The 15,556-nt window shown below is 71.7% G+C and carries 13 protein-coding genes; 3 read left to right on the forward strand and 10 right to left on the reverse strand.

The features are described 5' to 3' along the window. Positions 1-68: 68 nt before the first annotated feature. The 7 genes from ET471_RS02990 to ET471_RS03020 form a co-directional block, all read right to left on the reverse strand. Positions 69-992 carry a hypothetical protein gene (locus tag ET471_RS02990; protein WP_129186535.1) on the reverse strand — a complete coding sequence of 308 codons (924 nt, stop codon included), beginning with the start codon at positions 990-992 and terminating at the stop codon, positions 69-71. Between the two features lie 159 nt (positions 993-1,151). Further along, a complete protein-coding gene (locus tag ET471_RS02995) occupies positions 1,152-2,318 on the reverse strand; it encodes a nucleotide sugar dehydrogenase (RefSeq protein ID WP_129186536.1) in 1,167 nt (388 codons plus the stop codon). Positions 2,319-2,400: 82 nt separating this feature from the next. Next, entirely contained in the window at positions 2,401-3,072 is a 672-nt protein-coding gene (locus ET471_RS03000) for a class F sortase (protein ID WP_165350386.1), read from the reverse strand. A gap of 35 nt (positions 3,073-3,107) precedes the next feature. Further along, positions 3,108-4,265, reverse strand: coding sequence for a hypothetical protein (locus ET471_RS17865; protein ID WP_165350387.1), 1,158 nt, complete (start codon positions 4,263-4,265; stop codon positions 3,108-3,110). A 481-nt stretch (positions 4,266-4,746) separates the two neighbouring features. After that, complete coding sequence (locus ET471_RS03010; protein ID WP_165350388.1) at positions 4,747-5,373, reverse strand: class F sortase; 627 nt, start codon at positions 5,371-5,373, stop codon at positions 4,747-4,749. A 122-nt stretch (positions 5,374-5,495) separates the two neighbouring features. Continuing rightward, entirely contained in the window at positions 5,496-6,872 is a 1,377-nt protein-coding gene (locus ET471_RS03015) for a hypothetical protein (RefSeq protein ID WP_129186540.1), read from the reverse strand. A 345-nt stretch (positions 6,873-7,217) separates the two neighbouring features. Next, positions 7,218-7,733 carry a mycothiol transferase gene (locus tag ET471_RS03020; protein ID WP_129186541.1) on the reverse strand — a complete coding sequence of 172 codons (516 nt, stop codon included), beginning with the start codon at positions 7,731-7,733 and terminating at the stop codon, positions 7,218-7,220. Positions 7,734-7,826: 93 nt separating this feature from the next. Here ET471_RS03020 and ET471_RS03025 point away from each other — a divergent pair, with 93 nt between their 5' ends. Both ET471_RS03025 and ET471_RS03030 read left to right on the forward strand, forming a co-directional pair. Next, positions 7,827-8,078, forward strand: a complete 252-nt coding sequence (locus ET471_RS03025) for a type II toxin-antitoxin system Phd/YefM family antitoxin (protein WP_129186542.1) — start codon at positions 7,827-7,829, stop codon at positions 8,076-8,078. Beyond that, entirely contained in the window at positions 8,078-8,500 is a 423-nt protein-coding gene (locus ET471_RS03030) for a type II toxin-antitoxin system VapC family toxin (protein WP_129186543.1), read from the forward strand. Before ET471_RS03025 ends, ET471_RS03030 begins: the two co-directional genes overlap by 1 nt. 6 nt (positions 8,501-8,506) lie before the next feature. Here ET471_RS03030 and ET471_RS03035 read toward each other — a convergent pair whose 3' ends face one another. The 3 genes from ET471_RS03035 to ET471_RS03045 form a co-directional block, all read right to left on the reverse strand. Beyond that, positions 8,507-9,493 (reverse strand): type IV toxin-antitoxin system AbiEi family antitoxin domain-containing protein, encoded by a 987-nt coding sequence (locus ET471_RS03035; protein WP_129186544.1) that lies wholly within the window; start codon positions 9,491-9,493, stop codon positions 8,507-8,509. A 369-nt stretch (positions 9,494-9,862) separates the two neighbouring features. Next, positions 9,863-11,341, reverse strand: a complete 1,479-nt coding sequence (locus ET471_RS03040) for an NCS2 family permease (protein WP_129186545.1) — start codon at positions 11,339-11,341, stop codon at positions 9,863-9,865. A 97-nt stretch (positions 11,342-11,438) separates the two neighbouring features. Next, positions 11,439-12,944: a sugar transferase gene (locus ET471_RS03045; RefSeq protein WP_129186546.1), complete on the reverse strand. Its 1,506-nt coding sequence runs from the start codon at positions 12,942-12,944 to the stop codon at positions 11,439-11,441. A 321-nt stretch (positions 12,945-13,265) separates the two neighbouring features. On the opposite strand from ET471_RS03045, the gene ET471_RS03050 reads away from it, so the two are divergent. Continuing rightward, positions 13,266-13,478, forward strand: coding sequence for a DUF2530 domain-containing protein (locus ET471_RS03050; protein WP_242496494.1), 213 nt, complete (start codon positions 13,266-13,268; stop codon positions 13,476-13,478). Positions 13,479-15,556 lie beyond the last annotated feature (2,078 nt).

The following is a 15,556-nucleotide window of genomic DNA, read 5'->3' on the forward strand; positions in this document are numbered from 1 at the left end:
GCCCGGGGGCACGGGTTGACGACGAACTGCCGGGCAGACGCCCGGGGCCCGGGTCACGGCGGCCCGGGTCACGGCGGCCACGGGAGCCTGGGGTGGGGCCGGAACGTTGCCCGGAGCTCCGGGGGGAAGGCTGACTTGAGGCGGGCCATCGCCTGCCTCGGGTCGTCCTTGACCGTGACGCGGATCGGGTTCGCTCCCGTCTCGCGGATGGCGTCGAAGCGGCGCTTCTCCTCGATGAGCTCCTTCGCGCCGCTGTGGCCGGGACGGACGCCGTCGTCGCGGTACTTCACGAGCCCGTCGAACTCGGCGTAGACGCCGTGCTCGGGCCAGCCCAGGTCGCAGTGGAAGACGCCGAGTCGTGTGGCGATGGGCGGTTCGACCACGGGCACGGGGAGGCCCTCGCGCTGCGTCAGGTACCGGAGCCAGGTCTCGCGCGGCGAGCGCACCCCGGCTGCCGCCATGCGCAGCACGAGCTCGGCGGTGGCCTTGCCGTTGGGACGGCGTCGTGCGCGCACGAGCTCGAGGGCCTCCTCCCGGTCGAGCCCGCGCCGGCCCACCGCCCAGTCGGCGATGACGAGGGACTCCAGCGGGTGCATCGTCAGGGCGCAGTCGACGACGGTGCGCATCACCGTCGTCACGGGGAGCGCGCGCACGACGGCCTGCTCCGGCGGGACGTCGGTGACGTGCCGGGCGACGTCCTTCGCGCTGCGGCTCGAGCCGGACGAGGCCACGTACACGTGCACCCGGCCCGGCGGCTGCCAGAGCGGCGCGCCGTAGACGACCGCGGCCGATGCGAAACCTACCGTGTGCGGGGCGGCGAGCTGCCGGCTCACGGAGCGGATCCGGGCGATCTCCTTCTCGCGGGCGTCGAGGTCCGCGGCGCGCACGTAGGCGCCCCGCCGCGTCCGCAGGAGGACGCCGGCGGCGAGGTCGCGCCGCAGGGCGTCCCGGTTGTGCTCGCGGGCGATCATCACCTCGGCGCTCCGGCTCATGCGCCCACCCTGCCGCGCGGCCCCTGCCTCCGGACGCTACCCCGGAGCCTCCTGTGGGTAACCCTGTGGATCGGGGTGGCTGCCCGGCAGTTCGTCGTCAGACCGTGCGCCCGGGGGCACGGGTTGACGACGAACTGCCCGGCAGACGCCCGGGGGACGTCAGTCCCGGCCGTAGATGTCGCGGGTGTAGACCTTGTCCGCCACGTCCGCCAGGGCGTCTGTGCGGCGGTTGGCCACGATGACGTCGGCGCGGGACTTGAACTCGTCCAGGTCCCGGATCACCTCGGAGTGGAAGAACTCGGCGTCGTCGAGGGTGGGCTCGTAGACGACCACCTCGATGCCCTTGGCCTTGAGGCGCTTCATGACGCCCTGGATCGAGGAAGCGCGGAAGTTGTCCGACCCGGCCTTCATGATCAGCCGGTACATGCCCACGACCTGGGGGCCGCGACGCAGGATGTCGGCGGCGATGAAGTCCTTGCGCGTGGTGTTGGCGTCCACGATCGCGGAGATGAGGTTCTGCGGTACGTCCTGGTAGTTCGCCAGGAGCTGCTTGGTGTCCTTGGGCAGGCAGTACCCGCCGTACCCGAACGACGGGTTGTTGTAGTGCGACCCGATGCGCGGGTCCAGGCCGACGCCCTCGATGATCTGCGCGGTGTCCAGGCCGCGAGTGGCGGCGTAGGTGTCGAGCTCGTTGAAGTACGCGACGCGCAGCGCGAGGTAGGTGTTGGCGAACAGCTTGATCGCCTCGGCCTCGGTCGGGTCGGTCAGCAGCACCGGCACGTCCGTGTCGATCGCGCCCTCGAGCATGAGGTCGGCGAAGAGCCGCCCGCGCTCTCCCCGGTCGCCGACGACGATGCGCGACGGGTGCAGGTTGTCGTGCAGGGCGCGGCCCTCGCGCAGGAACTCCGGCGAGAAGACGATCGCGGCGTCGGGGTGCTCCTCGTTCATGCGGGCCGTGAAGCCCACCGGGACCGTGGACTTGACCACGACGAGCGCCGCCGGGTTGGCCGCGAGGACCTGGTCGACGACGCCCTCGACCGACGACGTGTCGAAGTACTGCGTCACCGGGTCGTAGTTGGTAGGCGTCGCGACGACGACGAGCTCGGCGTCGGCATATGTCGCGTCACCGTCCGTGGTCGCCTTGAGCGACAACGGCACCTCCCGCAGGTACCGCTCGATCTCCGGGTCCACGATCGGCGAGACGCCGTCGTTGATGAGAGCTACCTTGCGCGGGTCGAGATCCACCGTGACGACGTCGTGGTGCTGCGCCAGCACGACGGCGTTGGACAGGCCCACGTAACCGGTACCGGCGATGGCGATCTTCACGTGCCGATGCTAGGCGCCTGTGCGCTGACGGCGCGCGCGGGTGCACCCGACAGACAGGCAGCACATCCTGCCGTCGGGTGGCTCAGTGCGATGCGTCGGCCACGACCTGCTGAGCGATCACGACGACGTTGTGCGTCGTCGGGCGACGGCCCTGGTCCACTTCTCGGTGACAACCGATCAGGACGAGTCGCCCCGGAACCACGGCATTGACTCGGGGGTCGTCCGGGAGTGCGTCCTTCAAGATGGGCTCGAGAACCTCCTCGACGGCATAGTCGATCGAGCCGGCCTCGGTCACGATCGTGACGATCGTGCCAGGTTCGACGATGTGGATGTCGTTGAAGACCGCCTCGAACCGGGAGACGTGCCCGTAGAGATAGACGGTGTTCTCGGCCGGAGAGGCCGGTGTGCCACCGCCCTCCCACCAGGAGACGACGTCGTGCGTCGTCGGGTCGATCCAGCCGCCCGCAGCGGTGACCATGGCGTCGGTGTAGACCTCGATCGGCGCGTCGATCCCGAGGGCGGGCACGAGCAGCCTCAAAGGGGTCGCGGCAGGGATCGGAGAGAACTCGGGAGCCGTCCGCTCGGGAGGTGGCACAGAGATCGTCGGAGTAGGTATCGGCGGATACGCGAGCGCCGCCATCTCGGCTCGGTCGAGCAGGAGACCAGCAGCCGCCAACACTGTCCCCAGGCCGACCACGAGCCAGGGCAGGCGATGGCCCGGCCGCCGCGCCGTCAGGCGTGCGTGCCGGGCCATCGTCTGGTGCTGGTGCGTTATCGGTGTGCCGCGGGTCAGGCGCGGGAGCGCTGACGACGGAGCAGACCGACGCCGACGCCGGCAGCGCCGAGGGCGAGGCCGAGCACGGTCAGGGCGGCAGGGTTGATGCCACCTTCGGCGTAGCCAGTCGCACCCTGAGGCACGGCATTGGTCGTCGTTCCGGTCTGTGCGGGTGCCGTAGGCGCCGCTGCGATAGTGATCGGTGCCCATGTCAGGACCTCACCCGTGAGATCGCTGACGACGAGACGGTGCGCACCGACCACCGCGTCCTTGGGCACCGTCACGTTGACGGTGCCATCCGCCGCAACCATGAAGCGGCCGAGGAAGACCGGCTCCGAACGCAGCCAGACATCGACATACGTCCCCGCGTGCTCGGCGCCCACCTGCAGAGTGAGGGACTGTCCGACGGTCGCATCATTGTCGGCAACCAGGGTGGGGTTCGTCGGCACTGCGCCGATCGCTGCGTCCGACGGCGGGACCGGCGCGGGGTCCGGCGTCGGGTCAGGCGTCGGGTCCGGCGTGGGGTCCGGCGTCGGGTCAGGCGTGGGGTCCGGCGTCGGAGTCGGCGCGGCGAACGTGAAACGAAGGTTGCCGAACGACATGCTGTTGATCACGCCGTCGGCGTGAATACCTGATCCCAGCGAGAAGCCGACCGCGGTGACTTTGGCCCCAGGGATCTTGCTACTCCACTCGGCAAGAGTGCCCCAGTAGTTCGATCCCTGCCCGCCTCCAGTATGCGGAGCTGCGTTCCGCAGTCCCGCATTCGCGTCCGTATCAGGGGTCCACCAGTTGTCGCCGTAGACGGACTCGCCCACGAGAATGCCGAGCCGGTTTCCGTCAAGCGAGACCACGAGCTGCTTGCCTGGCGCCACAGATCCAGAGTTCTGGGTGAAGTCGATGGCGGGCGTCCCGATGTCCGCCAACGGGATGTCCACCGTGTAGTATGCCGCGACCTTCGCCAGACTCGAGTTGTCGTCGGTCCAGATGCGAAGTCCGCTACCTTCCAGAAGCTCGTAGTGCCCGTTCGCCCGCGTGTCGGCAGTGTTCCAAGTGCTCATATCGGTGGTGTGAACGGTAGATGCTGCCTGTGCGGGTGCAGCGACAGCGAGCGCCGTTGCACCCGCAGCAGCAAGTGCTACGAGTGCGCCTACTCGGCGGTTGATCGTCTTCATAGTCAGTCTCCTTCATTGCCCGACTTCTCAGAAGGTCGTCGAAGCAGTGGTTTTCTGATGCGCCGACCCTAGGAGAGATAGCCCAGCGTCCGCTGCTCTGGCACGCAGTGATCGTTGCCTGCACTAACAGGTTTACCCTTCGATGCCTTGTATGGACTCGATCTTGATCTGCGCGTGGTTTCTGAGGCAAACTCTTCTCGGCGCCTCAGGCAGTGAGCGGGGAGCGCGGCCGGTTCTGGTTGCCAGATCGAACCCACGTCATCGTGTCTGTTCGCTCCAACCGAATGGTCCACCCATACAGACCGATCCACCCGCCAGCTCAACAGCCGGCGCGGCTTCGACGTTCGGTCTGGTCATGACGACGACCCTCGCGCAGGTGGCGCTTTGCTTCGCGCACGTCGGGTACCCACGTCGACGTATCGGGTATCAGACAGAGAAAGCGCGACGCACCCTGCAGCGTCGCGCTTTCTTCAGCATCTGATCACTTCGCGGAATCAACCTGATGGGCGATAACCACGATGTTGTGCGTCGTCCGCCGGCGACCCTGGTCGGGCTCGCGGTAGCAGCCGATGAGGACGAGACGCCCGGGAACCTGCGCGTTGATCCGGGGATCGTCGGGCAGCGCTTCCTTGCCGACGGGTTCGAGAACCTCCTGCACGACGTAAACGATCTCCCCGGCTTCCGTCACGACGGTGACCTCGGTGCCAGGCACAACGCTATGGAGATAGTTGAAGACCGCCTCGAGCCGCGAGACGTGCCCGTAGAGGTACACCGTGTTGTCGGGGTCGGATGACGGTGTCCCGCCCCCCTGCCACCAGGAGACGACGTCGTGCGTGGTCGGGTCGATCCAGCCGTCCGCCGCTGCCACCATGGCGTCGGTGTAGACCTCGATGGGCGCATCGACCCCGATGGCGGGGATGAGCACACGGACTGGTGTTGCTGCGGGGACCACGAGTGGCGCCTCGACCTCCGGTTCCGGCTCGGGCGTGGCGACAGGCGCCGGATCCGGCACCTCGACCGCTACATCGCTACCCGAGGAAGCCAGATCGAACGGCGCGCTCGCGCTGAGGGCCGATACCGTCAACGCGAGCAACGCCGCCAGGGTCACGAAGCGGCGGCGCTGAGGGCCCCGTCGCGGGTCGGTCCCGACACGACGACCGTGCCGGGGACCCCGCCACGGAACAGAAGGCAGAGTCTCCGGCACGGTCAGTCTCCTAGATAACGATCGGCTCAGGCGCGGACGCGACGGACGACGAGCGTCCCCAGCGACACGACAGCAAGGCCCGCGAGGGTTGCAAGTGCGACGTGCAGCGGCTCCACGCCACCCTCGGCCCATCCGGTGGCGCCGCGCGGCACCGCGTTGGCCGCGCCACCCGTAGCAGTCGTGCCCGGGGCCGCGGCGATCGCGACCTCCGTCCAGGCGACAACCTCGCCGGTCGCGGCGTCCGCCACGGTGAGACGGTGGTCCCCAGCGAGCGTCGCGGGCACCTTCACGTCGACAGTGCCGTCAGCGGCGACCAGGAACCGACCCAGGAACACGGGGTCGGAGAAGAGGAAGACGTCAACCCACGTCCCGGCCAGGTGAGTACCGACGTAGACGTTCAGCCCGGCACCGGCGGTGACGTTCTGACCCGCCGGAACCAGCGTCCCGGAACGCAGCTCGGTCGTCAGGTCAGCGACGGGCGGAGCGGCGGCCTCACGGGCGGGCGGGGCGGGAGTGGGCTGGGGCTCCGGCGTCGGCTCAACCCAGGCGGGGTTAGCAACCGTCTCGGTCTCCGGAGTGGTGGTGAGCGGCGTGGCCGCGTGCACCCAGGTCCACGTCGAGAAGTCGATCACGTGGTCGAAGACCATCACGTCACGGGTCCGCGTGGTCTCACGCTCGGTCGAGGGAGCGGGCTGGACCGTCCAGTCACCCAAGACCGTCGCCGGGGCGGGCTTCGCGGTGCCGCCGGGGCGGAAGTCATGACGGGTTCCGTTGATGGTGACCCAAGGGACCACCGACGTCGCGTTGGTGGTCGAGCCCTGGCGGAGGGCGATGCCAACGACCTTGGTGTTGGCCCCGAAAATCGCCTGCCCGCCGGTGGTCGCTGTGATCCCAGCGCTCCAGAAGTCCTTGAGGTCTCGCGGCGTCTGGTTCTGCGGAAGAATGTTCCCGCTGGGGTTGCTGCCCCAGACGTTGGCGTGCCACCAGCGGCCGCCCTCAAGTCCAGTAAACGTACCGTTGTTGGGACCCTGCACAGGGTTCTGCTGGTACGGCTCCCAGACGAGACGCGCGTCGCGGACATTGTTGTCCGGGTCTGTCACGATGAGCTGGAGGGACGGCGCCCAACCAGTCGAGTCGAGGACCTCGTACCCCAGGCCCCAGACACTGCTCAGCAGCACCGGGTTGGCGAGCACGTGGATCACGTCGCTGTTCTGGCCGAGCACGAACCCGCGACCGTCCTGGTCGAGACCGGCCCGAGCGGCGCCGGTCGCCCCCCACGCGTGGCTGGCAGGGATACCAGGGTTCTGGTCATACTGGTTTGCCGCGACGGCGGGCGCGACAGCGCCGACCGAGAGGACGGCGGCCGCCGCGGTGGCGGCGAGTATCCGACGGGGTCGGAACATGGGGCATCAGCTCCTGGGTAGGTTGATCCCTCGCGGTGACTAGGCAGGAAGTCCTGCCCCGTAGACACCGCAGGGCTGGCCGCCGCGGAATGGCAGCACGGTTGTGCACCGTCGCGTCACCAAGCGTCGTCGGAACGCGCACCCACCAAACTACGGACAGCTGGCGCGCGATGACCTAGGCCAGCGCTCGATGCACGCCGAGATGGCGCTGGCCGTCCCTCCGGCCGATGGGCGCGGGCAACCAGACTCCGCCTCCACCGCACCTGCCGTCCTCCTGGCCCAGCGCACCTGACCTGCGCAAACATGATCGGGAAGCGCTGTGCACCGATGGCTGGCACCGTGGGCTCAGACGCCCGCCCGCCGCAGGAACACCCCGCGCACGTACGCGGCCTGCCCGACGTGCTGGAGGCAGTCGTCGACGATGCTCACCAGCCGCACACCGAGCGTGACCGGCGGGTCCCACCGGGTGTCGACGACACGGTCGAGGTCGCCGTCCGCCAGCGACCCGACGTACGCGACACCCGCGGCGTGCGCGGCATCGAAGTACCCACCCAGCAGCTCGGCGCTCGCCCGGACGGCCCCGACCTCGTCGGCGCTCATCCCGTACCCGGTCGCGCGGGCCGCGAACGGCAGCGCGAACCGCTCGGACCACCCCTCCGCCGTCCAGACGTCCTCGGTCCCGGCGACGTCCGCGAGCTGCGCCGACATCGCCCGCGTCAGGTGCCACACCAGCCAGGCGACCGTGTTCGCGCCGGGGTCCACGCGGTACGTGAGCAGGGCGTTGTCGGCGTCGTCGACGACGGCGTGGACGAGGCGGGGCAGACGCCCGTACGAGTCGAGGAGGATCTCCGTGGCGTTCATGGGCTCAGTCTGGCGGGGAGACCCGCCAGCAGCGCGGCCGAGTCGAAACGGTGAGGCGTAATATCTGGACAGACTAGACAGGAGGTGTCGTCCATGCGTTGGCAAGTCCAAGAAGCCAAGCAGCGGTTCAGCGAGCTCCTGCGTGCGACCGCCACGGGCGAGCCGCAGATCGTGACCAAGCATGGGGAGGCGGTTGCCGTCGTGATCGACTACGCCGTGTACGAACAGCTCCGCGGGACGACGGTGTCGTTCCTCGACTACGTCGGGTCCCACGGGACGATGGCTGACGACTTCGAGATCGAGCGCGCCCGCGACCTGCCGCGCGAGATCGACCTGACCACCTAATGGGGGCCGGTCTCCTGCTCGACACGAACGTCGTGTCGGAGCTGCGCAAGGCGCGCCCGGATCCCCGCGTCGTCGCCTGGTGGGACGCACGGCGCAGAGACGACGCGTACATCAGCGCGCTGGTGGTGGGCGAGATCCGCCTGGGTGTCGAACGGCTTCGAGGCCGCAACGACCATGCTCAGGCAGAGGCGCTGGACTCCTGGCTCACCGGGCTGGTTCATGGCTACGGCGACCACGTGCTGCCCGTCACCGCGGACGTCGCCGAGACGTGGGGGCGACTCAACGCCGCCCCCGATCGGCCACCCGTCATCGACGGGCTCATGGCGGCGACGGCTCTGGTCCACGGGCTCACGCTGGTCACCCGCAACGTCGCCGACGTCGAGCGCACCGGAGTCGCGGTCGTCAACCCGTTCGAGACCTGACGGGAGTCACGCCACCACCAACGCGGCGGGAGCGTCAGGGCAGGGCCGCCACCCGCGGGCGGTCAGGATCTCCGCGACCTCCCGGACGAGCGTGCCGTTCATCGCCTCGGTGCCCGTGTAGCGGCGCAGGAGCGTGCGGCTCGTGACGATGCGGTTCTGACGGGTCAGGTCGCGGAGCACGTCGCGGCGGTCCTGGTGCCACTGGATGCCGTCGATCTCGACGAGGAGCCACGTGCCGTCGGGCAGGTGCCAGGCGAGGTCGACGCGTGCCGGGCCGGGTCGGATCATCAGCTGGAGCACATCTGGCGGGATGCCCGCCGCTGTGCAGTCCAGGCGCGCCTTGGTCTCCGCCGGCGACTCCGAGCGCGGGTCGCACTCGTCCCACCAGGCCCGGGTCCGTGCCGCACCCCGGCGGCCGGCGGTGCTGGCTCGGGCGCGTTCGAGCTGCCGCTCGCTCAGGATCTTCTGGCTCCGGGCCGAGTCCATCAGGGCGACCGCCCGCCACCGCTCCACCTCGGGGACCACCTGCGCAAGCGCGACCTCCGGGGTGATGTAGCGGATGCCGTGGCGGCTCATGACGGCGCCCACCGGAGTCCGCCGGATGCGCACGCCCGTCGTCGTCGCAGAGCTGGAGCTGCCGCGCAGGAACGCGACCTCAGGGGCGAAGTCCCGCGGAGCGCCCTGGACGCCCGCCAGGACGAGGGCGGCCAGGCCGGTGGCCACCGCCGTCGGGCCGTGGGCCAGCGGGCCCTCGATGGCTCGCTGAAGGCGGGCGCGGTCCATGGCTGCGCCGTCCGACGCCGGGGGCGGGAGCGCGCCGACCACCTCGTAGACCCGGCGACGTCGTCGGACCAGCGCGCCGCCGGCGACCAGCCGACCGACTCGCTGCCGGCTGACGCCCGCCGCGACGCACTGCGCAGTGCTGACCAGACCGTCCTGACCGCGGACGGTCTCGAGCAGGTCGGCGGGCAAGGGCAGGCGGGGACGGCTCACGCCCAGACTCCACACCACGAGGAACCCCCGACAGAGCTTGTCCACAGGACGAGCTCCTCACGACACCGGCCCACCGACGCCGGCCCACCGACGTCGGGCCGACGCGGGAGCGTCCCGGAACGTCACGCAACCACCCGCCTCAACAGAACGACCTGGGACGCTCGCCACCACCAGCCGCCGGGAGAGGAGGTCGAGCGGCCCGGTACGTCACGGCAAAGGCCGGATGACGGAACGAACCGGGACGCTCACCCGGCGCCCCGGCACCCCGGCACCCCGGCGCCCCCGCCGGCCGGCACCCCGGCCGGAACGCCGTCGGCGGCCCGCCCCAACCAAGAGGGCGGGCCGCCGACGGCCTGGCAGAGGAGTGCGTCAGAACCCGATCCAGTTCCGCAGCGGCCCCTGGAGGAAGTACAGGACGAACATCACGGCCGTGCCGTAGAGCAGCGGGTGCACCACGCGGGCCTTGCCGACCGCGAGCTTGATGACCACGAACGCGATGACGCCCGCGCCGATGCCCGCGGTGATCGAGTAGGTGAACGGCATGAGCACGATGGTGAGGAACGCCGGGATGGCGACCTCGAAGTTCTTCCAGTCGATGCCCGTGACCTGCGTGAGCATGAGGAAGCCGACGACGACGAGGGCCGGGGTCGCGGCCTCGTGCGGCACCATCGTGACGACGGGCGTGATGAAGATGGCCAGCAGGAACGCGATGCCCGTGACGACGGACGCGAGGCCCGTGCGGGCGCCGTCGCCGACGCCGGCGGCCGACTCGACGTAGGAGGTGTTCGAGGAGACCGAGCCCATGCCACCGGCGGCGGCGGCGATGGAGTCGACGATGAGGATCTGGCGGGTCTTCGGCGGGTTGCCGTCCTCCTCGAGCAGGCCGGCCTCGCCGCCGACGGCCACCATGGTGCCCATCGTGTCGAAGAAGTCGGCGAGCATGAGGGTGAAGACCAGCAGGATCACGGCGATGACGCCGATGTTGCGGAACGAGCCGAGCAGCGAGAAGTTGCCGAGGATGCCGAGGTTCGGCAGGCCCCAGTCGGCTGTCAGGCTCGGCACGTTGAGCGCCCAGCCGCCGGGGTTGTCCCCGGCGCCCTGCGAGCCCAGGTCGCCGATGGCCTCGACGATGATCGCGAGGATGGTCGAGCCGACGATGGCGATGAGGATCGCGCCGCGGACCTTCTTGATCATCATGATGATGGCGGCGAGCAGGCCGACGACGAAGACGAGGATCGGCCACGAGCTCAGCGAGCCGTTGATGCCGAGCTGCACGGGCGTGCCGGAGCCGATGCGCACGAAGCCCGAGTCGACGAACCCGATGAAGGCGATGAACAGGCCGATGCCCACCGAGATCGCGACCTTGATCTCGTGCGGCACGGCCTTGAACACGGCCTCGCGGAAGCCGGTGAGCACCAGCACGAGGATGATCAGGCCTTCGAGCACGATGATGCCCATCGCGTCGGCCCAGGTCATGCCCGGGATGGTCGCGATGGAGAAGGCGACGACGGCGTTGAGGCCCATGCCCGCGGCGAGCGCGAGCGGGAAGTTCGCGACGACGCCCATGAGGATCGTCAGCACACCGGCGACGAGGGCCGTCACGGCGGCGATCTGGGCGAAGTCGCCGCTGGTCGCGGTCGCGTCGCCCGCCGCGCCGAGGAAGCTGCCGGTGCCGTCCGGGACACCGCCCAGGATGATGGGGTTGAGCACGATGATGTACGCCATCGTGAAGAAGGTCACCAGGCCACCGCGGATCTCGGTCCCGACGGTGGAGCCACGCTCGGTGATCTTGAAGTAGCGATCGAGGGCGCTCAGGGTCTTCGCCGGCGCCGTGGTCGTGTTGGCCATGGGCCGTATCGTGCCAGTCCTGTGAAGGCCCTGTAACCGGCGGCGTGGAAAGATGCGAGGACTTCGCCCGCAAAGGTGACCGACGCCACCACCCGGCTCAGTACGCCCCGGCCCCGCCGAACACGGCCTTCGCGGTGCGTGCCAGGATCATCAGGTCCCCGAACGGAGTCCAGTTCTCGGCGTAGTACACGTCGAGCCGCACCGTCTCCTCCCAGGACAGGTCCGAGCGGCCGCCCACCTGCCACAGCCCCGTCAGGCCGGGCTTGACCAGCAGCCGGCGCCGCATCCGCGCCTCGTACCGGCTGACCTCCGCCGGGAGCGGCGGACGCGGGCCCACCAGGCTCATCTGGCCGGCCAGCACGTTGAAGAGCTGCGGCAGCTCGTCGAGCGAGTACCGGCGCAGCATGCGGCCCACGCCCGTGACGCGCGGGTCGTTGCGCTGCTTGAACAGCACGCCGGCACCGTCGTTGCCCTGCTGCGCGAGGGCGGCGACGTGTGCCTCGGCGTCGACCACCATGCTGCGGAACTTGAGCATGGGGAACGCGCGGCCCCCGCGCCCCACGCGCGACTGGCGGAAGAACACCGGGCCGGGGCTCGTGACCTTCACGGCGACCGCGACGACGGCGAGCACCGGGGACAGCAGCACGGTGAGCAGCGCCGCGCCGGTCCAGTCCATGACGGCCTTCGCCCAGAACTTCGGGCCCGCGAACTGCGGGGCGTCCACGTGCAGCAGGCTCACGCCCGCCGCCGGGGTGACCGTGATGCGCGGCCCGGCGACGTCCGCGAGCTCGGCCGTGAGCATGAGGTCGACGCCGACGGGCTCGAGCTCCCAGCCCAGCCGGCGCACGACGTCGGCGGTGATCGCGTCCGAGCCGGAGACCGCGACGCAGTCCGCGCCCACGGACGCGGCGACCGTGCCCGGCGCACTCAGGTCGCCCAGCACGGGGACGCCCAGGATCTTCTCGCCCGCGAGGACGGTGCCCGTGGGCACGCACACCCCGACGACGCGGTACCCCGACGACGGCCGCCCGTTGAGCTCGCGGATGAGGCGCTCCGCCTGGTCGCGCAGGCCGATCGCCAGCACCGCCGTCGTCATGTCCCGCTCGGTGCGGTGCCGGTGCAGCCACCGCCGCCACAGGAAGCGCGCGGCGAGCAGGCCCGCGAGCCCCACCGGCAGCGCGACGATGATGTACGTGCGGGCGGCCGGCGCCGAGACCAGGAAGGCCGTCACGGTGACGATGCTGAACAGCTTCCAGGACGCGTCGAACACCCGGTGGTACTCGAGCGGCCCCGACCCGTACGTGCGCGGGTCGTACGCCTTGCCCAGCGCGAGCGCCAGCATCCACAGGGACGCCAGGCCCACCGACATCGTCACGCGGGCCGCGATGCCGCCTGGCGTCGCCGCCGGCCCGAGCTCGAGCGCGCGGACGAACGACGCGAGCGTGATCGCCGCCGAGACCACGAGCGTGTCCGTCACGGCGATCCGGTGCCGGTAGTCGAGGTGCCACCGCACGCCGCGGAAGGCGTCCCGCGTGGCCGTCAGGCCCTGGACGCGCAGCGCAGGGCGGGTGGGGACGAAGGCGCGCTGGGTCGTGGTGGTCACGGCGGGGCCTCCTCGTCGACGATGGCGACGGGCGCCGCATGCGCCCGTCGTCGTCGACTGTAGGAGTGGAGAAACGGTGGAGAGGGGCTGGAGGAGGCCTTTCACCCCGGCGGTCACCCAGACTTCACCCGGCACGTCCCGGCGTGTCACCCGACGTCGATGGCACGACCCGGGACGACCCGTCCGCACGGTGCGAAGCGCCCGTCTCGGGCGGCCGGTCCCCTCGGGGCGCGTCGCCCCCGGGACCGCTCGGTGCCGTCCGTTCGCCGCCGGGTGGCGGCTTCCTACAATGGGCGCGTGCCGTCCCTCCTCCAGATCCTGATGCGTCCCGAGACGCGGCGCCCGACGCCGCCTCCGCAGCGCGTCGACCTGCGGCGCATCGTCCTGGTCGGGATCGCCGCGTGGCTCGTGGCGCTCGTCGTCGCCGTCGTGCTGCTCGCGACCGGGACGCAGGGCTGGCAGTGGGTGGCCATCTGCGGCGCCGGGATCGCGCTGGGCGGCCTGGGCCTTCTCTGGGACCGCAGGCACCGCTGACCCGGGTGTCCGCCGTCGCCGCTCCGGAGGTCGGCGCAGTCGCCTCTCACGCGTGACGACGACGGCGCGGCCGTCCGCCCGCACCGCGACTCACGCAGTCGGCACCGCGACTCACGCGATCGGCGGCGCGTCCCACGCGGTCGCGGCCCAGAGCGTGGCCGCGGCGTCCGGCCGTGCGAGCGCGACCCGCAGCAGCGCCGCCCGCGACGGGGCGTCGAGCAGGTCGGCGAGGGCGTCGGCCAGGCTCGCCTCGTCGATGGCGTACGGCTCGCCGTCGTGCACCCAGAAGCGCACCCGCACGCCGTCGACCGTGAGGTCGTCGTGGTGCCGCCAGACCGCCGGGACCCGGGGATCGAGCGCGCGGACGCGCTCGTCGAGCGGTCGCGGGTCGCCTGCGCCGTCCGGGCTCCGCTCGGCCGCGACGGGCAGGTCGAGCAGGTCCGCGAGCGCCTCCACGGCACCCGCGGGCGCCGGGACGATGGGACCGAGCTGGGCCCACCGGCGCCCGGGCGCGACGACGACGTCGCCGGCGTCGACGACGACGACGGCACCGGGAGGGACCGCGCCACCGGACGTCGCGCCACCGCGGGCCGCGCCACCGGACGCGCCGCCGTGGAGCGCGCCGCCGGACAGCGCAACGCTCGCCGCCGCATCGCCGAGCGCCGCATCGTCGTGGACCGCATCGTCGGGCGCAGGCTCGTCGAGCAGCGCCGGGAGGCGGTCCGGGAGCGGGTCGAGCAGCGTCGCGCGGTCGGCGGCGACCGCCGCCGCGGCGAGGCCCGCCCACAGCGCGAGCGCGTCCCGCACGGGCACTGCGGCGCCCACGGGGCCGAGCGCGTCGAGCACCGCGGGCCAGTCCTCGGGCCGCTGCTCGGCAAGCTTCCCGACGCCGCCGAGCGCGCGCAGCACGACGTCGTCGAGCCCACGCGTCGCCGGGGGCGCGGGCGGGAGCAGCGGGACGCCGTCGCGCAGCGCGAACGGGGCGCCGAGGCTCCGCCGCAGCCACCACGCCGTGTACGACGGCGCGGCCAAGGCCCCGGGCGGGCGCCCGTGCCGGGCCGGACGGGGGTGAGCAGCGCGCGCCGCAGGTCCGGCTGCCGCGCGACGAGCGCGAGCGCCTCCGGCCACGAGCCGTCAGCGACGGCGTCCAGGTCCGCGACGGCCTCGACGTCGTCGAGCAGCACGTCGGGGCCCCACAGGTCGGCGAGGTGCTCGAGATACTCCTGCCAGTCCGCGAGCCAGGCGGCGGCGCTGTCCGGGTCGTGGTCGTCGTCGGACCCGCCGGTCGCGGCCTCCCCGACCCGGTAGGCGTCGAGCGCGGCGTGCGCGCCCGCGGCACGCAGCACGGCCTCGCCGTGCCGGGCAACCTCGTCGTCGTCGACGACGGCGAGACCGTCCAGGTGCTCGGCGGCCCAGGTGCCGGGCAGCGCGGCCTCGCGCAGCGGGGTGGGCGTGCCGCCGTCGGCCCGGACGGGCAGCTCGCCCACCCAGAACGGGACCGCCTCGGGCGGGGCGGCCGCGACGAGGGCGAGCACCGCGGCGACGACCGTCCGCGGGCGCCGGGGGCCACCGTCGTCGAACAGGTCGCCGGCGTCAGCATCGTCGGGGTCGTCGCCCGGCACGTCATCGTCGAGCACGGCCTCCGCCGCGGCGAGGGCGGCGGTGCGGACGGACGGGTCGGAGAGCAGGGCGCGGGCGTCGAACGGTGTCGCGCCGACTCGTTCGAGCACGGGATGCGCGGCCTCGGGGTGCACCACGCGGACGCCGAGCACCTCGGCGGCGTCCCACGCGCGCACGGACCCGCCCGACGCGGGCAGCACGAGCCCGCGCGCCCCGCGGGCGAGGCGGCCGTCCGCGAGCGGCACGGGCGCCCCGGCGAGCGCCTCGCGCACGGCCGGGTCGGTCGCGTGAGGGGCGAGCGCGGCGTAGACAGCCCGCCAGCGCGCGGGCGGCAGCCCGGCAAGCTCGTCGAGGGCGTCGGCGAGCGGGACGACGCGGGCGCCCAGCCGTCGCGCGGTCGCGTGGTGCCGCGTCGCGAGCGGCACCGTCCCGAGGACGGCCGCGACGGCGTCGTCCTC

The organism is Xylanimonas protaetiae, from assembly GCF_004135385.1.
Taxonomy (GTDB): Bacteria; Actinomycetota; Actinomycetes; order Actinomycetales; family Cellulomonadaceae; genus Xylanimonas; species Xylanimonas protaetiae.